The sequence below is a fragment of the Lancefieldella parvula DSM 20469 genome, from assembly GCF_000024225.1.
GTDB lineage: Bacteria > Actinomycetota > Coriobacteriia > Coriobacteriales > Atopobiaceae > Lancefieldella > Lancefieldella parvula.
This window is the reverse complement of the sequence record NC_013203.1, coordinates 255326-274612: the sequence shown is the minus strand read 5'-3', so window position 1 is coordinate 274612 and position 19287 is coordinate 255326. Positions and strand designations below refer to the sequence as shown.

Genomic DNA, 19287 nt, shown 5'->3' with positions numbered 1-19287 from the left:
TATGGCGTCCGCGGGCGACGCCCTATTTGCGCATATGCGCAAGACGAGAAGAACTTTCAAAGTTCTTCTCGTCATACCGACTTAATACTGGCGGCCGTTGAGCTCTCCCCAAAGCTTCTTGGCCTCAACCATAGTCCAAGCATTAATCTTGTCCTCATCAAACGCAACAAATTCGCGGTCCTTATAGAGAACCTTACCGTTGACAATAGTAGTACGGCAGTTCTTGCCCTCAAAACCAAAAAGCATGTGACCGTCGATGTTCTCGTCAGAGAACGGCGTGAATGGCTTGTAATCAAAGATTGCAATGTCAGCAGCAGCACCAGGTGCGAGCTTACCCAAAGGCTTGCCGTTGGACTTTGTTGAGAAGTACTTCTCGGCCATCTTGACATTGTTCTTGAAGAGCATGGTCATAGCTTCAACCCAACCAACATTTGGCATGCAAGCGTTATGACGCTGCATAGGTAAAAAGACCTTAAGCGATTCAAGCATATCGTGCGTATATGCATCGGTGCCCATGCATACGTCAATACCGCGCTTGAAGAACTCAAGCACCGGTGCACACCCAACAGCATTACCCATATTGGACTCAGGATTGTTGACAATACTGGTATGAGTATGAGCAAGAATGTCCATATCAGCAGGAGTCACGTGGATGCAGTGACCAAGCATGGTTTTCTCGCCCAAAAGACCATGATCAAGCAGGCGATGTACCGCAGTGGTTCCGTGATTAAGGGCGGAATCATACACATCATCCATGCCCTCGCAAACGTGAATATGGAAACCAGTAAGACCGTTGTTGGCCTCAACCATCTTATCAAGCGTCTCATCGGAAAGTGTGAAGAGGGCGTGTCCACCAAACATAGCAGCAATCATATCGTCATCTTCATCTGCAGCCCATTTAGCAAAGGCAGCATTTTCAGCGATAGACTCATCACGCTTGGCCTCTCCATCACGATCAGATGTCTCATAGCAAAGGCAAGCACGAATACCAAGCTCTTTTGCGACGTCTTTGATAGCAAAAAGTGAATCAGGAATCTCGCAGAAACTTGCATGGTGGTCAAAGATAGTAGTAACACCATCTCGCAGTGAATCAAGGATAGTTGCGTAAGCGCAAGCGCGAGTTCCATCAAGCGTCAAATGACGGTCGATGTTCCACCACTGCTGCTCAAGATTTTCAAGGAAGTTGTGAGGGTTACAGTCTTTGATAGCAAGACCACGTGCCAAGCCAGAATAGATATGAGTATGGCAGTTGATAAGACCTGGCATAATGACGCCGCCATGCGCGTCAAGCTTTTCTGCATCGGGATAGGCGGCTTCAAGTTTCGCACGCGTATCAACGGCAACAATCTTCTGACCTTCAATTGCTACGGCACCATCTTCAATGTACGGATGAGCTTCGTCGCGCGTAATAACACGACCGTTCACAATAAGCAGCATAGGAACTCCTTGCCACGTGCCGCAGATCAGCTACGGCGTATAAAATGACGGATGTGCCCTCTCCGACACCCCGTTCGGACATATATTAAAGAGAGCCCGACTTCCCTTTTGTGCAAAAACCAAAACAAACAATTTGTTTTATATTCTAATTTTTTATTTGGTTTATATTCTCATAAATTTTGTCAAAGTAACTAACTTATCGGTGTACGGTCAAATCTTGGCGTAAACGGTTTCTTGCCACATTAATCAATACATATACACAGTGTTCTATTTCTGCATAAACAAAACCTGTTAGGATAGAACTGTTTAAAATATCTTTGAAACTAATCTGCGTAGTTGGAGTACATCACTATGGACATGCAGCAAATTGACTTTTTAAAACGTCTTGCACAGGGTATTGCTCTACAATTTGGCTCAAACTGTGAGGTTGTTGTTCATGATCTTCAGAGTAAAGATCCCGCTCATACCATAGTTGCTATTGAGAATGGTCATATAACAGGAAGAAGTATCGGAGATGGCCCTTCAAACGTAGTACTCAAAGCACTCCATTCAAATCCAGAAAAGCTTCATGACTCTCCCTCTTATCTCACCAAAACAGAAGACGGCAAGATACTCAAATCAACAACTATTTACCTACGTGACGAGAAACACAAACCAATCGCAATTTTTGCTATTAACTACGACATTGCACTTTTCTCTGCAATGGAAGAATCCTTACGTGGTCTCATTACTCCCAGTAATTCATCTGAAGAAACTCCGCAGACCATTCCACATAACGTAACCGATCTTCTCGATGAGCTTATTGATCAAAGCGTACACATGGTTGGGCGCCCCGTTGCTCTTATGACAAAAGATGACAAAATCAAAGCAATCCGTTTTCTTAATGATTCTGGAGCATTTCTTATTACCAAATCAGGTCAAAAAGTCTGTTCCTATTTTGGCATTTCAAAGTACACTCTTTATAGCTATCTTGACGAGGCAAAGAATCAAAATTCATAGTTGTAGGTAACATATCGCCAACAATAAAACCTCCCATTTCCTATTATCTAAGAAATGGGAGGTAATCTTTAAAACGAAGGCGAGAAACTAAGGTAAATCCTCACTACTCAGACTTATAGCCTGTTTTATACGCCTTAACAGAACCTGGCTTATGCTCAACTGCAGGTACACCTGTCGCAGCTGATTTATACAATGCTCCAACTGCTTCTTCCTGTACTTCTGCAGCTCCCTCAACCGCTTCAACAACTTCCTTATCAGGTCCACCCTTAGGAAGAACAAGATTAAGAATAATGGCAGAAAGCGCTGCAACAACAATAGCAGAATGTCCAAATACCTCATTAATAAACGCAGGCATTCCAGGACCTGCAAGAGAGTTAGACGTCATGGTAATACCCATACCTAACGCAAGAGACAAACCTGCGATAGTTGCTCTACGAGGAGTAAGACCATCTTTAGAAAGAATACGAATACCAGTCATTGAAATAGTACCGAATACGTTAATAGTAGCTCCGCCAATAACAGGCTGAGGAATGCCTGAAAGAATTGCCGCTAACTTTGGAGCCAAACCGGCTACCAAAAGGATTGCACCTGCAACCGCAAAAACACGACGATTAATAACACGAGTTTGTGTCACGATACCAACATTTTGACCATATGTTGAAGTTGGGAATGCTCCAAAGAAAGCACCAACCATAGTCATAACACCCTGAGAAACAAGACCACCAGTAAGCTCTGTATCGGTGGGTTCACGATCCATACCGCCTACCGTTGCACCAGTCATGTTACCAACAGCCTCAAGTGCAGCAACAATAAAGACAATAGTTACCGAAGCAATTGTTGCTGGAACAAATTCAAGAGCAAAAGGCATAAAGTGAGGAAGCTCAACCCAAGAAGCATTGACTACAGACTCGTAGTTAATCATGCCAAAAGGAATGGAAACAACATAACCTACGAGCATGCCAAAAAGTAAAGATCCGAGCTTGAAAACACCTTTAGCAAAATTACTGAAGTAAATACATGCAGCAAGAGTAATAAGAGCAACAATCCAGTTTTGAGGAGCACCAAAGTTTGCTGAGCTCTTACCACCGGCCATATATCCAATAGCAACGCTATATAGAGAAAGACCAATGCAAAGTACTACGGTACCTGTTACAACATTAGGGAATAACACACGAATCTTCTTAAAGAAGAAACCAAACAAAACAGCAACGATACCACCGATAAGTTCAGCTCCAAGAATGGCCCCAATTCCATTAGCGGCGCCAATAGCTTGCAAGGTAGGTACGTAGGCAAAACTTGTGCCCATAATTATCGGTAACCCTGCACCAAACTTGCCGAAGAGTGGATATGCCTGCAAAATAGTAACTAATCCAGACATTACTAACGAAACTTGAATAAGCAGTGTTTTATCCGCTGGCGCAAGGTTGCAAACACCCGCAATAATAATTGCAGGTGTAATGATGCCCACTACAGCTGCAACTACATGCTGTAATGAAAGTGGAATAAGCTCGCCAACAGACGGTACCCCATCCCATTGAAACAAAATGGATTTCTTTGAATCCGCCATAGTGCCCTCTCTCACTTGTGGTTCTTTATATTCTGTGGCCAACCTACACACCACAACCTACTTAAACAAACATCGCTACTACAAAATCTAATGAAAAGTTTTGTAACCTAACTATTATTTAGACATAGATAGAGTAATCTTTTTTATACAAGTAGCAACCCTTTTTCGGTAATCGGTTAATTTGAGAGATGAACAGCATGTCAAGCAGAACTAATTTTGACGCATCCAAACTTCCTAACAACCTACCAGAAGTTGCAAAAATGACAGCACAACTTGTTGCTCTTAAAAGTACTGATCCTGGTTCTTATGAAGAAGAGATTGAAACATTTATTAAAACGTGGATTGTTAACTCGTGTTCTTTTTCACTGCCCAATAAAAAAGAGATGTTTCCTATCATCCAAGAAGTTGAAGTTTTTCCTCATAGACGTTGCCTTAGGGCAACAATCCCCAGTGCTACCACATCATTTGATTCCTCTACACTCCCCCCATCAGACCTGACATTTATCTGCCATATGGATACCGTAACTGATGGCGATGGCTGGGACTCTGAAACACCTGCATTCAATCCCGTATATAAAGATGGGCTGCTGTATGGACGAGGCTCATGTGATATGAAAGGGGGGCTTGCCTGTGCACTTCTCGCCTTTAGAGACGCTTGTCAGACATGCAAGACACAAAAGACACTTCCACAAAAATCTCTTTCTGTCATCTTCACAGTTGACGAAGAAGCTAATATGCGCGGCGTTGAACGTGTTATAGACGCTGGTTGGGTTGGCGAGAAAGGCTGGGTACTTGACGCTGAGCCTACAAACAACGCCATCCGTGGATCTCACAAAGGTCGAACCTGGTTCAAAATTACTGTTACCGGAATCACAGCTCACGCAAGCACCCCTTGGAAAGGTGCTGATGCTATCGCTGCAATGGCAATTGTTATAAATGAGATACGAACTGCAGTGCAGAGCCTACCCACTCATCCAGAGCTTGGATCATCAACGGTAACCTTTGGGCAGATTTTGGGTGGGTATCAACCGTACGTTGTTCCTGATAAAGCCGAACTCTGGGTTGACATGCGCTTAGCACCCCCTACAACAACGCAAGCTGCAGAGCGTATAGTGCAACAAGCAATCAAGCGAGCCCAAACAGAGATTTGCGGTACTCACGCCAGCTATGACATTACGGGAAATAGGCCTTCCGTTGTCCTTCCCAAGGATTCAGAACTTCTCGCACAGCTTCTCTCGTGTGCAGAATCTTGCAATACGCCTGCAAAGCTCGATATTTTTACTGGATATACCGATACCGCTGTAATTGCATCCACCTGCAGAAATACAGAATGTATGTCATATGGACCTGGAGAACTTGAACGTGCTCATAAACCAAATGAGTACGTTCCTGTAGAAGATTTAACACGCGTATATCGTGTATTTAAATCACTGATAAAAAGTACCATATGCGACTTTTAAACTGATTTATAAGAGACACTATCTTATGCAATACAACTTACCTACTGGCCTGAATTGTCTGTATTATTTCTTCTTCTCACAAAGAAAACTACGGCTGCTACGCAGAGAATTAACCCCAATACTGCAGGCTTCACAATTGATAGAGCATCTTCTCCACTAAAGACAAGACTATGAATTACTTTTAGCACCGCACCAGCAGCAATTACCACCAAAAGCCATTTCCATTTTCTGTTCCATGTTGTATAGATCAAGAATATAAAGAACAGAATAATTGCGATAAGAGCAATAATTTTATCTAGAGACCAACCGCTTGTAAGATACGTTTTCTCAAAACTCAAAAAACCGTCTACGCTCTTATCCACTACTGCTGGTTCCGGAAACCAGAACATACTTGTAAACAAACAAAATATTGACGCAAAAGTAATGGTGTATGACCTCTTGAACGCTCCAAGAGCTATTGGAATAATAAAAAGAGGCCTAATATACCAGCTTAACGTATTGTGATGACGGGCAAATGCCCACTCAAAGAACATGCTATTAGTAAAGAAAACTGTAATAATGGCTACCGTTAAAACGGCAAAAACAACTCCACCAATTATATCGATTCGCTTCAACTTTTGATGTTTATTAGTATGAACTGAAACAATACCCATTTCATACAACGCTTTCTACTTAGCCATGCCTTTATTGACATTAGAACCTAAAAAAATACGAACTCAGGTACTATACCCAAACACAAAGTGTACTTGCTCGAAATTTCTAACAACAAAAACAATTTGATTCTTAATAAACTCATACTTTAGATAAATCTGATAAAAATTCTTTATCTTGCATGTATGCCAAAATGTATAAAGTCTAAAAGGTTAGTATTTTCATAACAGCATGTAATAATGCATTGGAATGGAGAAAGAATGGGAAACTTCCTGCTCGAAGAAACTGCAACCAAGGTAAAGGATATTCTTGGCGAGAAAATCAACGACCTTTCCATTGAACGCGCAGTTTTTGGTCTCTTTTTCTCCGGCGTTAAACTTAGCGATGGCCAAGGTGGACTGTGCTTTACTCCCGTTAAAGAAATACCACAAGCAGTTTGCTGTCCCTCAAGTGCTCGTGCTATGCCGCTTTCAGGCAGGTTAACCAAACGCTCCATTGAAGAAACTCTTGCTGATCTCAACAGCAACAATATCTTGCGAAAAACTCTTGCTATTGCCACCTTAAATGCGCTCTCTGCAAGTTGCTGGAATGCTGGTGAGGCAAAACGAGGCGGCTATGCCCTTGAACTCGATAAGAACACGTTTGATGAAGTAGAAATTCCTGTAGAGGGAAAAACCGTTGTTGTAGGTGCGCTCGTTCCTATTCTCAAACGTCTTATCAAGTCCCATGCCGACTTCACAGTACTTGAAATGGATAAACGTACGCTTAAAGGTGCCGAACTTGACCACTACGCTCCACCTGAAGATGCGCATCTCTACATCCCCGATGCTGACCTTGTGGTTATTACTGGTGTTACAGTGCTCAATGATACGCTACCCGATTTATTACAACTTGTAAAACCTGGTGCAGAAGTAGTGGTCACTGGACCAACTGCAAGTATGTTGCCAGACGTCTTCTTTACACATGGTGTCACTATGATGGGTGGCGTTTTGGTCACCAAGCCTGACGAAGTACTTGACTGCATTAGTGAAGGCGGTAGCGGTTACCATTTCTTTGGCAAAAGCGCCGAAAGGTTGATCATCAAGAAGGCTTAAACATCTCAAATCTATATACACTCACTGCTATTGATATCGGAGCGACTCCACAGGATTGAGCTTTGAGGCACGACGAGCAGGCCAGTAGCCAAAAATCAATCCAATGCCAATGCAAATCCCCGAGGTAACCATCACGATGGTTGGGGTAATAATGGGCGTGATACCCGTATCAATCGTTATCATCCTGCTAAATGAGCCAGCCAATCCCCATGCTCCGGCGTAACCCAAGGCAATACCAATCACACCACCCATAATGCAAATCAAGATAGACTCGCACAGGAACTGCTTGGTGATATCGGACGCGCGAGCTCCCAAGGCTTTACGCAGGCCAATCTCCCTAATGCGTTCTGTCACGTTGGTAAGCATCATGTTCATAATGCCAATACCGCCAACCAAAAGCGAGATGCTTGCCGTAGCGGTAACCAAAATCTGGAACGACATCAACGTGGCGTTCATCTGTTCAATGATGGACGAGAGCGTCATAACCGTCACGCGATCTTCAGCTTGCGCAGAAGGAATGTTAAACCAATCCAGTAACCAGGACTTTGTTTTATCCGCAAGTGCCTTCATGTCAACATTTTCGCGAGCGTACCCAAAGATCTGACTAATAGTTTTGGTACCCGTAAGACGCACGGAATACGTGGAGTACGGCATATAAGCCAGCAGCGTTTCTCCTTGACCACCAGCATTTGGACCACCGTTTGTCACACCAACGATGGTGTAGCTGTCGTTATCAATACGAACAACCTGTCCAATAGATGCATCTGCACTACCAAAGAGTTTCTCGGCAGACTTTTTGTCGAGAAGAACGTTTCTTGATTTGTCATCTACGTCGGACTTTGTGAAAAGTGAACCCACGGATGCCTTGAGGCCCATGGCAGTAAAGTAATCAGGCGTGCAACCGATGATTCGCGCGTCAAACTGCTTCTCAGCTGAGCTGATGTGGGCCATTGTAGAGTCAATGCCAGTGACAAGCTCGTAACCAGGTACGCTGAGCTGCAACATTTCTAGGTCTTGTTGTGTAACCTCACGGTCTGGCCACGCGTAGATCATGACCATACGCGACTGGTTGAGACCCAATGAACTGACCAGCGAATATTTGATGCCGTCAATCAATGCCGTCATAGTAATAACCGCGCTGATGCCAATAACAATACCCAGCACCGTCAGAAGACTGCGGCCGCGGTTAGCATTGAGAGCGGACAGGGTTTCTCGCAGTAGATCCATCAGTCTCATAGCGTGGCACCTCCTGTCGCGGTCTGTACGTCTACTGCAGTCTGCACACCCGTTGCGGCTTGCACGTCCGTTGAAGTCTGTGCAGTGTGATGCTTCACAAACTCTTTTTCCTGCTCGTCAGTAAGCAAGCGACCGTCACGAATATGCACTACTCGATCAGCCCACAGAGCAGTCTCAGGGTCGTGGGTAATTAGCACGATTGTCTTGCCACGCTCCTGCATAGATTTAAACGTGTTAAGAACCATCTCACTTGTCGCGGAATCAAGATTACCCGTTGGTTCATCAGCAAAAATAACCGCCGGGTCGTTAACAAGCGCACGAGCAATTGCAACACGCTGCACCTGACCACCGGAAAGCTCATTAGACTTATGCTCGTAGTATTCCTCGGGCAGACCAACGGAGCGTAGTGCCTTCCAAGCACGCAGCTCTCGTTCTTTTGCAGGAATGTCTGAGTAGATGAGCGGCAACGTAACGTTTCGCAGCACCGTAGTACGCGGCAGTAAGTTAAACGACTGGAAAACAAAGCCCAGACGCGTGGCACGAATCTCTGCTAGATCATCATCAGAAAGATCCGCAACTTCAAGTCCTTCTAACTTGTACGAACCAGCAGTAGGTGTATCTAGGCAGCCTAAGATGTTCATCAGGGTTGATTTACCCGAGCCAGACGGACCCATAATGCAGAGAAACTCACCCTTCTCCACAGTTAGTGAAACACCTCGTAGAGCGTGCGTCAAACCCGCAGCTGTCTCATAAATGCGATGCAGCTTATGTACCTCAATTACTTTGGACATATGCGTCGCCTACTTGGAGTCTTTAGAGCCTGTCGAGCCAGCTGTTGCACCTTCTGGAGCGTCCATATCCGCACCCTGAGACGGACCGCTGCCGCCGCCAATCATTACCTCAGTACCGTCCTCAATGCCGGCGCCCTCAATGACAGCCGTCGTGGAGCTTTGTGCTTTAACGGTTACTGGTACGCGCTTAACCTGCAGATGGCCTTTCTCGTCACGAGAAGTAACAACGTTAACGTAAGCGCCATCACCATCGTCCATGACGGCAACAAGAGGCACAGTCAAAACGTTGTCCATGTGCTGAATCATGATGTCCACGTTGGCGGTCATGCCTGGCTTGATGGACGCATCAGGGCTACTAATGAGAAGATCAACGGTATAGGAAACAATAGAGCGACCAGGGCTATCATAGCTTGTACTAGCGTCGGCTCCGCTAGATGAAACAGCAGAAACGTGAGTAACAACCGCGTCGCAATATAGGTCTCTCAAGGCAGTGAAAGTAACCTGCGCCTTCTGGTCAGCAGCGATACGAGAAATATCTACCTCGTTAATCTGGACGTTTACCTTCATTTGGGAAAGGTCTGCGATAGTAATCAGAGGACCGCTATTACCAGAGCCTGGTGCAGACGAACCAACAGAAGCACCGTTTACCGCGTTCATCACAATAACCGTACCATCACAGGGCGCGGTGACTACACGTTTATCTGCCTGGTCAACTGCGTCGTTATAGGCAGAACGAGCCTCCTCAAGTGCAATCTGAGCACTCTCAAGATTTGCTTCAGCCGCTTCAACAGCCGCCGCACCGGACGCAGCATTTGCCTCCTGACCATTCTCACCTACCTCGGAGACACCGTTGCGTGCAGAAACCAAAGCAGAACGAGCCTTGCTGACCTCGTTCTCGGCCGCCTTTACTTGCTGTGCAGCTTTGCGCACCGCTTTATCAAGCTCATCATTTTTAATGGTAAAAAGTTTATCGCCCTTTTTAACCGTTGAACCTTCTGTAACCTGCACGTCCTGTATGATTCCATTGACCTCAGGAGTCACCACCGTTGAAGAAATTGGCTTAATGGAACCTGAAGCAGATACGGAGTCAATGAATTCTCCACGCGTAATGAATGTAGTACTTGTAACAGGAGCCTCGACTTGATTGGCATCTTGCAACAAACGCAGTATTACCAGTATTGCGACTAGCACAACAATACCCAGTACAATGCCTACTTTTATAAATTTTTTTCTACGACGAATCTTGCGATGACGCATAAGGCTTTCATATGCCTCGCGTGCCTCTGCATCTTCTTCATCTTCAGTAGGGGTTATTACTCCTATACGAGAAATAACATCTGTTGTGTTATCAGAAGCAGATGATGTGTCAGACTCTTGTTGTTGGAGCTTGCGATCAAAATGAAACATAACTCCTCCGAACCTGCGCTTATTCGGAATCTATTTAGCTTGTACACATCTTATATGAGAATATCTGACCCAAGTTTTACCTTATATAAATTTGCGGTAAACGGTAGTTAAACGGCAAAAGCACAGATGTACATTCCTACGTATACACATCCTTACTTGTTTACAATTCCCGTATAGAACTCTACCGCTCTGTTCATTTCCTCTACCGTTGGATGGCCTTTTCTTATTCCACCTAGCAATTTAAGAGGACCAAAGGTATCAAAGCCAAAGCATTCATACTCTCCTAAAATTTCTGCATGCTTTGCTTTTACAATGCTCTTAATGGCATTCATATATATTTTATTTATATTTCCGCAGGTATAGATGAAAAATACCTTCTTGTTTAAAGGAAGATTTTTCTTAGCATACTGAAGAACCAATTTATGCATATTTCCGTAATAAATACCTGATGCAAAACCTATTACCTCATACTCAGATAAATCAAACACCTTAGTGTTTGACACATCAATAAGCTCTACATCATATTCTTGTGCTATTGCATCAAGCAGCTTCTTTGTATTGCCATGATGCTTGGAATAATACACTATTGCCGCTTTCAATTTTTTCCTTAATCTTTAACAAACGCCCATGTTAACAATTAAATTACAAAATCTACTCAGTAATAACAGCTACTCCTGCATCACGCAATTGTTGTTTTGTACCTTCAAACTCTCGTTTATTCATTGATGCAACTGCACGCTCATTAACTATTGCCTTAAAACCATTCTCTAAAGCACCAAGCGCGGTTTCCTTGACACAATGATTACCATCAATGCCAATAATCTCAACTTCATCAACCTGCTCATCTTTAAGAGTCTGTAATAGCTGAGAATTTGAAAAAGCATTACCCACTCGTTTATCAAATACACGATCCGAAACAACTAAAAGTCCAGAACCAAATTTTTTCTTTTTTGAGGCACGCTCCCAGGGCATCTTATGCACGACATACATAACCTTTTCTGGTGCATAATGACTAATCCGGTCATTACATGCCTCAATAAGTCCTCTGGTATCGCGAAATCTCATAACATCAGTTTGTACATCAACAACAAGGAGAGCTTTCATAGCGCCGCCTTTCCAAACCACCTGTCATATTCAATTTTGATGATACTATCAAAATTAATTATTCTTTATCGGTATTACACACATTTCATGAACTAGAAATCAAGCTCCATTTAAACCATCTGCCTGCATGTCTCTGGCGTAAACACCATAATTCGGCTACAAAAACTACGTTCCTGATGCATGCGCTCAAAAAGTGGTCCATCTGAATGAAATTCAGCCGTTCCCGTTAAATGAAAACCTGCGCCCATGTAATTTCTTCCCATTACCTCAGGACTACCTATGCTCATCTCTACATAAGAATTATTTGCCACGTTTTTCTCGGTCTTATGAAAACCCGCACATGGTATAAGTATTTTCTCGTCCTCAGTAACAATAATGTATTTATTCCACGTATTAACGAGATGAGCCTGTCCTTCTTCATTTGCAGTTGCAATTGCTACAATGCCGTCTTTATCTAAGCATTCAAAAAATTTCTCGGATAACATGTCTTACACCCCTTAAAAACTAATTACAGATACAAACTCTCTATAGTTCAGTCTATGCGTAGCTTTTTGTTATAATCAACACCAAAAACGTATCGCCGATATGTTGTATCTATAATTAGCTGAAATGGAATAACCTATGAAATTCTCTATTGGTATAGAATACGCACTTCATTGTTTACTATACATGGTTGATTTAAATGAAAATAAAAGTATTCGTGTACGTGATTTTGCTGAATTTCAAGGTATTTCTGAAAGTTATTTATCCAAGACTTTTACCCAACTTTCTAAAGCCGGTATTGTTCTTTCGTCTCCTGGAATAAAGGGTGGCTATCGTCTTGCCAAATCTCCTCAGTCTATTTCTTTTTGGGACATTGTTGAAGCAATTGAAGGAAAAGATCCTCTGTTCCAATGTCATGAAATCAGATTATCTAATTCAACTCTCAAAGAAATCGGCGTCCTTCAAAAAGCTGATAAAAGCCCTTGTCTTATAAGCGGAGTTATGCACCAGGGAGAAAAAGAAATGAAAAAATTTCTTTCAAAAAAGACATTACGCTGGCTCCACGATGAGGTGTTCAACCACGCATTTACCAAAGAGCAACAAAAACTTACTATCCAATGGCTTGTTCATCATAGTTGGTGAAAAACGCAACGCAAGACTTTTACCTCATTGTTACAAACTACATTATTAGTTTCAAAAATTTACATCCCTAGCAAGTCGCCATGACTTCCTAAGCGTGTAGCAGCAAGAATAAATTCATCTTCATTAATACGATAGATAAGAAGCCAATCAGGTTCTATATGACATTCGCGATGTCCTCGATACACTCCTCCTAAAGAATGATCACACGCTGATTTAGGAAGTTCTTCTCTACATACAAGCTTCTCAAGAATTTTCTCAAGCTTTTTAAGGTCCTTACCCTGCTTTTGTGCCCTTTTATAGTCCTTTTTAAATTTAGCTGTAAATTTCAGCTCCAGCATGTCTACTCCTTATTAAGAGCATCCATGGCTTCCTTGACAGAACGATAAGGACCAGAAAGATTCCTACCAACCACCGCATCATCCATTGCCGCAAGTGTCTCAGCATCAAATCCATAAGGATTAGATGGATCAAAAGGAAAACCGCCACGACGATTGAACGCAGACACAAACATGCGAATGGCATTACTTGGAGATGTCCCAATCTCATCGCAGATAACAGAAAAACGATCTTTTTCATCTTTACGAAGCTTCGCAGAAATTGATTCTGTAGCAGCAATAGTCATCATAATTCCTTACTACATTAGCTAACAATATCTTACAATGTATTCTAATGTAAGTCTTGCCACAATACAACCACACAAACAATCAGACCTATGACGAGAAGATCAATTTAATTCCATTAAATAACTCACAAGCAATCATTGTTGAAAATGAAATCTCATCCACACTAACAGAGCCCTTATAAATAACCCTTATATCCTTACCCCGCCAAATAAGAAACAAGTACAACAAAAACTATAGGAAAAATAATAAGACCCACGATAATTACCCAAACAGCTGGTCGTGCAAAGTTCATAGTCCATCCAACACCAAATCGTTTTGGTAAAAAGATGCTTGCATCTTCACGGTTAAAATAAAAGACGCCAAGTTTCCAATGTCTATCCTCATCTGATAGGTAGTTCTCGTTGTGGTCTAACTTCCTAAATACTCGTGAACCTGACTGACCATAGACAGCTGAAAGTACCAAAATACCAACGACGGTAAGCACAGCAAAAATTTCAGCGATAAATCCCACTTGTCCAAGACTAATACGCCCTGCTGATGCAAGAATAAACAAAACACCAAGACCGCCACTTATAAGTAAGCCTATTATGAAGAGAAATATGCTCTGAGCACGAGCAAAAACTCCATATGAAAATGCAGAAGTAGCTGGCTCACTAGGATCAACCGCATGTTTTGAATGCACAATCATCCAATGAGAAAAGATAAAGCATGCCGCCATGAAGACTTCAAATGCAACAGGAAATCCAAGGGCACTACCAAACGTTTTTGGCGTGTAGCTATCAATTGTTCCTGTGAAATCGGCGTGCATAGGCAACATATCAGGCATACTCGGATAAAGAACAAATCCCAAGCAAACTGTTCCCAAAATAATAGGAATATACATAAGGTTCCATCTTAAAGAGATTGGATTCGGGAAGTCTTTTTCGACAACACTAGCAGTCATCTTATGTTGCTCGAAATCCCAACCTTCAGATTTCTTAAGGGCTATTACCTTAGAACGGGCATGCAACATTAACACAAAAGAGACAATTGCAGGAATCACTAAAGCACTATATAGAAGAGTTAAGCCGGCTATAGTTTGATTAGTTGTTAGTAACTTCCCTGCTATCACAGAAGAAATGGTTGCTAGTATTGTTGTAAGAAGCATTTCCACAACATAGCGTTTCTTTAAAGAAATCATACGTGAATCTTTTTGAGCAGAAACTGGTACCGTCACAGCAAAACACTCGTTATGGCGTGTTATATACGGAATGAAAGTAAGAAATAATCCAACTACAAACGTTACTATTGTCTGTGCACTAATTGAAATGATGTCCATTACCAATGCGCCCCCTTAGGCGAACGCGTACTTAGCTTGTGTATGTGCAATCTCTAGAAATGACTCCTTAGTTCCCCCTTGAGCACGATGTTCTAAAGCGAGCTGTTGGAGCTTTTCTGCGAGTTCGTCTGAATTTATCGCAATACGCTCAGGTGTAGCAGTCTGTTTAAAATCTGCCACAATTGCGCCTGAACGCCCCCGCATAAAAAGATATCCCTCATCCCTTAGTACGGCATATGCCTTATTTACCGTATGAATATTTATGCCAAGATCACTTGCAAGTGAACGTACACTCGGGAGTCTATCTGCAGGACACAATTCACCCTGCCCAATGGCTGCAACGATTTGATTGCGAATCTGCTGATAAACAGGCATTTGATCCATCTGATCAATACGTATAATCACGCACGCCTCTTCCCTTTTATATTAATCGAGTAGAAATCTGCATATCTTATCAAGTTAGCTTATTTTACCATATTTGTTATAGAACAGATAGAACAAATATGAAATAGTACTAAACAACAAGTAAGAGTTCTTTAATGAGACTTCATTAAAGAACATCTATTTCATTATTTCCAAAAATGCTAAGCGTAGGATTGCAATCAATACATCTAGTTATCTAATAAAGACTATTGATTCGGTAGCATAAGCAATTAAAATAACCTAAAAAGGAGGAAAATAATGAAGAAGAACGAAGTCATTTTAAAAAGACAGTCTACTCGGATATATTTTAAAAATGGTGATACGGATTTCTTCTTTAATTGGTTGTTGGGAATTGGTGAAGTTTTTGGCTTTTCTCACGGAGAACTTTACTTTCTTACTCAAAAGCTAGGAAAATCACCAAAACCTGATGACTGGAAAAATATCTTCTTATCACATGGAAACTATCTTAAACAAAAAGCAAGCAATTCAGATTTAAGTGAACAAACAAAAGCTCAGTATTATCTAGCACAAACCTATTCCCTTCGTTCGGCAATCCAGTTTATAAATCCATTTTCTGATGAATACTTGTCTACCGTTCACCAAATGGAGCAAGCGTTTTCTAACGCAATTCATTCGCTAGGTGCACCAATTGAAAAACTAACCATTACTTACCAAGATTCCTATTTGCCTGGTTACTATCTTCACACCGGCGACGATTGCCCAACACTGATTATGATTGGCGGCGGTGATACTTATCGTGAAGACTTATTTTACTTTGCAGGATATCCTGGATGGATACGAAAATATAATGTTCTAATGGTTGACCTTCCTGGTCAAGGGAGCAACCCTAGTAGAGAGCTAGTCTTTGATGTGGACGCCTCTGCTCCAATTTCGCTATGCATAGACTGGTTGGAAAATAGAAATTCTAAACTGAATTACCTAGCTATTTATGGTGTCAGTGGAGGAGGGTATTTTACTGCGCAAGCCGTTGAAAAAGATCCAAGAATTCATGCTTGGATTGCTAGTACACCCATTTACGACGTTGCAGAAGTGTTCAGAAAAGAATTTGGATCAAGCTTAAAAACTCCCAGTTGGTTAATGAATACTATTTTAAAGTTAGCTGGAAATTTAAACGAATCTGCAAATTTAAACCTTAAAAAATATTCTTGGCAGTTTGGCACCTCTGATTTTAAGAGCGCTATCGATGAGGTGTTCGACCGTGCAAAGATTGTAGATTATCAAAAGATTCAATGTCCTTGCCTGTTTATTATGGGAGAAGGCGAAAGTGCTGAATTACAACACCAAACTAAGGTAATCTATGAAGCGCTTAGATTCAAAAATCCGCAAACGAAAATTCAAGTATTTGAAGCGGAAAGTGGTGCAGACGCTCATTGTCAAGTTAACAATTTGAGACTTGCCCATAATGTCGTTTTTGATTGGTTGGACACTTTATTTAAATGAAATTGACTCACTATAGTATAAATATCATAAAACTTGTCTTTTTATCGAAGAATCTTACTCACGTAATATACGGCAAAGGAGTGCAATGAAACTCTTTCTTACGTCCTACTTAGCAGGTACAAAAGAACTTGTTCAGAACTTCCTCACCCAAAATGATATACAGGAAATCTTATTTATTCCTACAGCCGCTAATGTAGAAGAATACCGAGGCTATGTTGATGAGGGAATAGCAGCACTGAAAGAAAACGGCTATAACGTAACCATCCTTGACGTCGCAACAACTCCACATAACAAGAGTGTACAAACCATCAAAAACTCCGGATGCCTATGCATATCCGGTGGAAACACCTTCTATCTTTTACAAGAACTAAAAAGAAACGGTCTTCTCGATCTTATCAAACAAAAGGTCCAAGATGGCACGCTCTATATTGGTGAATCTGCAGGGGCGATAATTGCTTGTCCAGATATCTCGTACAATCAAATCATGGATAACAAGACGGTTGCTACAGAACTCACAAACTACTCAGGTATGGGACTTGTAGACTATTATGTCCTCCCCCATAATGGCGAGTTTCCTTTTGTTGAAACAACTGCTCAAACAATCAAAGTTTATGGCGAGAAAATCAATTTAATTCCATTAAATAACTCACAAGCCGTCATTGTTGAAAATGAGGACTTCTCCATACTGACAGAGCCCTTATAGGTCTAAATACCTGCAAACACGCATGTAATTAACTCCATTACTATCTCAATTCAAAAATCTTCTTGACATTTAAGTTAACGTTGTTAACATATTACTCGCCGGTATAAGTTAACAGTGTTAACTTATTGAAAAGAAATCTCTGATGACGAAAGCAATAAACCGTTATCAACAGTACTAAAAGGAGTTTTTGTGTCTGACATAAAGAAAGGCTCCCCCGCCCTGCAACTCAGCGCGGTGCAAAAGAGCTATGGAGACCACCATGTACTTTGTGGTGTAGACCTCAAAGTTATGCCTGGTCAAATACTTGGTCTTCTCGGCAAAAACGGAGCTGGAAAATCAACCTTAATTGAAATACTCTGCGGACTTAGACAAGCAGATTCAGGATCTATCTCCGTCTGTGGAATGAATCCTGCAAAAGAATCGGTAGGCCATCTTATTGGATACGCTCCACAAGACCTTGGAATCTACCCTGACCTTACCGTCATGGAGAACCTTACATATTACGGACAGCTCGAGGGACTTTCTCGCAAGCGCTCATTTGCACGAGCAGAAGAAGTAATGGAGCTGTTAGGACTTACAAGCGAAAAAACCAAGCGAGCCCGTCATCTATCCGGTGGACAAAAAAGAAGGCTACACTCAGGTATGGCCATCATGCACGAGCCCAAGGTTATCTTTATGGATGAGCCAACGGTAGGAGCTGATGTTGAAGCGCGCAGCCGCATTTTGCATACCATGCAATCACTTGCCAAAAATGGTGCAACAATCATTTACACCTCTCACTACCTAGCAGAATTTGAAGAACTTGGTGCTGATATTGCAATCATACATAACGGTCGCATTGCAGCAGAAGGTTCACTTGAAAAGATTATTACCAACTACGCACGCAGCTCGGTCAGTCTGCAATTCTCACAACCTGTTCCTTCTATTGACGGTTGGCAAAGCAGCGGCGTGAAACTTTTGCGAGAAAACAATGCAAACGATGCAGGAAGCGCCATTGCTGATCTTCTCGCCAATCCTGCTCTAAGAGAAAACACCCTAGAAAACGTACACATATCACAGGCAAGCCTTCAAAGCGCATATTTATCGATTGTTGGAGAGGAGACAAATCATGACAACGCTTAAGCAATTTGCAGCAGTCGTACGACTTAATATTCGCCTCCAACTAATGGACCCAACTCCTACGCTCATTCTGAGCATCTTCCCTCTTGTTATGATTCCTTTTATGGAGCCTGCTTTTAAATCTATGCTTTTAGCCGATGGTTATACCAACGTCACGGGAGTAGAACAAGCAATACCTGGTATGGCTATATTTTTCTCTTTCCTCTCGGTACAAACTATCATTCAATCTTTCTTCCGTGAATATGCCTGGGGTATGTGGCCTCGTCTGGAAGCGTCCTCAACTCCTCAAGGCACAATTCTTGCAGGAAAAGCGTTTGTTGCTTACCTCATACAAGCCGTTCAAGTTCTTACCGTTCTTGGTCTTGGTGCACTAATTTTTGGATATCGACCAACCGGAAACGTTGTGGCACTTATCTTGGTAATCCTTACATTCTCAGCAGTTCTTGCTGCTTTAGGTGTAGCGCTTGCTCTTTGGACGCCCACAGAAGACATTGCTTTGTCTCTTTCTAACATCGTAGGTATGCTTGCTGCAGGAATCGGTGGATCTTTCTGTACTGTTTCAAGTTTTCCAGACTGGGCTCAATCCGTGGCAAAATTCTCACCAGCTTACTGGGCACTTAATGCAGTTCATGCAGTCAGTTTAGATGGTGCTGGTATGACTGACGTATTGCCTCAAATTGGCATGCTTGGGATATTCTTTGTAATTCTTACAATACTTGTGGTGATACAATTTACGTTTAAGAAAGGTCAACAATCCCGTTAAATAAGG

General features: G+C 42.2%; 21 protein-coding genes. 8 read left to right on the top strand and 13 right to left on the bottom strand.

From position 1 onward, the window contains the following. Positions 1–81 precede the first annotated feature (81 nt). Positions 82–1437: a putative aminohydrolase SsnA gene (gene ssnA, locus APAR_RS01240; RefSeq protein WP_012808326.1), complete on the bottom strand. Its 1356-nt coding sequence runs from the start codon at positions 1435–1437 to the stop codon at positions 82–84. Positions 1438–1788: 351 nt separating this feature from the next. Between ssnA and APAR_RS01235 the strand changes: the two genes are divergently transcribed. Beyond that, complete coding sequence (locus tag APAR_RS01235; protein ID WP_012808325.1) at positions 1789–2436, top strand: helix-turn-helix transcriptional regulator; 648 nt, start codon at positions 1789–1791, stop codon at positions 2434–2436. Positions 2437–2539: 103 nt separating this feature from the next. On the opposite strand, the gene APAR_RS01230 is transcribed toward APAR_RS01235, so the two are convergent. After that, complete coding sequence (locus tag APAR_RS01230; RefSeq protein ID WP_012808324.1) at positions 2540–4003, bottom strand: uracil-xanthine permease family protein; 1464 nt, start codon at positions 4001–4003, stop codon at positions 2540–2542. A 197-nt stretch (positions 4004–4200) separates the two neighbouring features. Here APAR_RS01230 and APAR_RS01225 point away from each other — a divergent pair, with 197 nt between their 5' ends. Then, positions 4201–5463 (top strand): M20 family metallopeptidase, encoded by a 1263-nt coding sequence (locus APAR_RS01225; protein ID WP_012808323.1) that lies wholly within the window; start codon positions 4201–4203, stop codon positions 5461–5463. 41 nt (positions 5464–5504) lie between these two features. On the opposite strand, the gene APAR_RS01220 is transcribed toward APAR_RS01225, so the two are convergent. Then, positions 5505–6116 (bottom strand): hypothetical protein, encoded by a 612-nt coding sequence (locus tag APAR_RS01220; RefSeq protein ID WP_012808322.1) that lies wholly within the window; start codon positions 6114–6116, stop codon positions 5505–5507. A gap of 258 nt (positions 6117–6374) precedes the next feature. On the opposite strand from APAR_RS01220, the gene APAR_RS01215 reads away from it, so the two are divergent. After that, positions 6375–7208, top strand: a complete 834-nt coding sequence (locus APAR_RS01215; protein WP_012808321.1) for a DUF364 domain-containing protein — start codon at positions 6375–6377, stop codon at positions 7206–7208. Between the two features lie 27 nt (positions 7209–7235). Here APAR_RS01215 and APAR_RS01210 read toward each other — a convergent pair whose 3' ends face one another. The 6 genes from APAR_RS01210 to APAR_RS01185 form a co-directional block, all read right to left on the bottom strand. Then, positions 7236–8444, bottom strand: coding sequence for an ABC transporter permease (locus APAR_RS01210; protein ID WP_012808320.1), 1209 nt, complete (start codon positions 8442–8444; stop codon positions 7236–7238). Continuing rightward, positions 8441–9235, bottom strand: a complete 795-nt coding sequence (locus APAR_RS01205; protein WP_012808319.1) for an ABC transporter ATP-binding protein — start codon at positions 9233–9235, stop codon at positions 8441–8443. The genes APAR_RS01210 and APAR_RS01205 overlap by 4 nt, the downstream gene beginning before the upstream one ends. 9 nt (positions 9236–9244) lie before the next feature. Further along, complete coding sequence (locus tag APAR_RS01200; RefSeq protein WP_012808318.1) at positions 9245–10642, bottom strand: efflux RND transporter periplasmic adaptor subunit; 1398 nt, start codon at positions 10640–10642, stop codon at positions 9245–9247. A 152-nt stretch (positions 10643–10794) separates the two neighbouring features. Beyond that, entirely contained in the window at positions 10795–11226 is a 432-nt protein-coding gene (locus APAR_RS01195) for a flavodoxin family protein (protein WP_245526056.1), read from the bottom strand. Between the two features lie 67 nt (positions 11227–11293). Further along, positions 11294–11746: a cysteine hydrolase family protein gene (locus APAR_RS01190; protein WP_012808316.1), complete on the bottom strand. Its 453-nt coding sequence runs from the start codon at positions 11744–11746 to the stop codon at positions 11294–11296. Between the two features lie 110 nt (positions 11747–11856). Then, the gene (locus tag APAR_RS01185; RefSeq protein ID WP_012808315.1) at positions 11857–12231 is read right to left on the bottom strand and encodes a pyridoxamine 5'-phosphate oxidase family protein; all 375 of its coding nucleotides are present in this window, start codon (positions 12229–12231) and stop codon (positions 11857–11859) included. A 136-nt stretch (positions 12232–12367) separates the two neighbouring features. Between APAR_RS01185 and APAR_RS01180 the strand changes: the two genes are divergently transcribed. Beyond that, complete coding sequence (locus APAR_RS01180) at positions 12368–12871, top strand: RrF2 family transcriptional regulator (protein ID WP_012808314.1); 504 nt, start codon at positions 12368–12370, stop codon at positions 12869–12871. 59 nt (positions 12872–12930) lie between these two features. Here APAR_RS01180 and APAR_RS01175 read toward each other — a convergent pair whose 3' ends face one another. The 4 genes from APAR_RS01175 to APAR_RS01160 all read right to left on the bottom strand — a co-directional run bounded on the left by APAR_RS01175 (position 12931) and on the right by APAR_RS01160 (position 15217). After that, on the bottom strand, positions 12931–13209 hold the full coding sequence (locus APAR_RS01175) for a type II toxin-antitoxin system YafQ family toxin (RefSeq protein WP_012808313.1): 279 nt from the start codon (positions 13207–13209) through the stop codon (positions 12931–12933). Between the two features lie 2 nt (positions 13210–13211). Next, complete coding sequence (locus tag APAR_RS01170; RefSeq protein WP_012808312.1) at positions 13212–13493, bottom strand: type II toxin-antitoxin system RelB/DinJ family antitoxin; 282 nt, start codon at positions 13491–13493, stop codon at positions 13212–13214. Positions 13494–13690: 197 nt separating this feature from the next. Then, positions 13691–14812, bottom strand: coding sequence for a DUF1648 domain-containing protein (locus tag APAR_RS01165; protein WP_012808311.1), 1122 nt, complete (start codon positions 14810–14812; stop codon positions 13691–13693). Between the two features lie 15 nt (positions 14813–14827). Further along, positions 14828–15217 (bottom strand): GntR family transcriptional regulator, encoded by a 390-nt coding sequence (locus tag APAR_RS01160; protein WP_012808310.1) that lies wholly within the window; start codon positions 15215–15217, stop codon positions 14828–14830. 276 nt (positions 15218–15493) lie between these two features. On the opposite strand from APAR_RS01160, the gene APAR_RS01155 reads away from it, so the two are divergent. The 4 genes from APAR_RS01155 to APAR_RS01140 all read left to right on the top strand — a co-directional run bounded on the left by APAR_RS01155 (position 15494) and on the right by APAR_RS01140 (position 19281). Beyond that, positions 15494–16696: an alpha/beta hydrolase family protein gene (locus APAR_RS01155; protein ID WP_012808309.1), complete on the top strand. Its 1203-nt coding sequence runs from the start codon at positions 15494–15496 to the stop codon at positions 16694–16696. 85 nt (positions 16697–16781) lie between these two features. Continuing rightward, entirely contained in the window at positions 16782–17399 is a 618-nt protein-coding gene (locus APAR_RS01150; protein WP_012808308.1) for a Type 1 glutamine amidotransferase-like domain-containing protein, read from the top strand. 189 nt (positions 17400–17588) lie between these two features. After that, entirely contained in the window at positions 17589–18521 is a 933-nt protein-coding gene (locus APAR_RS01145; RefSeq protein ID WP_012808307.1) for an ABC transporter ATP-binding protein, read from the top strand. Further along, entirely contained in the window at positions 18508–19281 is a 774-nt protein-coding gene (locus APAR_RS01140) for an ABC transporter permease (RefSeq protein WP_012808306.1), read from the top strand. Before APAR_RS01145 ends, APAR_RS01140 begins: the two co-directional genes overlap by 14 nt. Positions 19282–19287 lie beyond the last annotated feature (6 nt).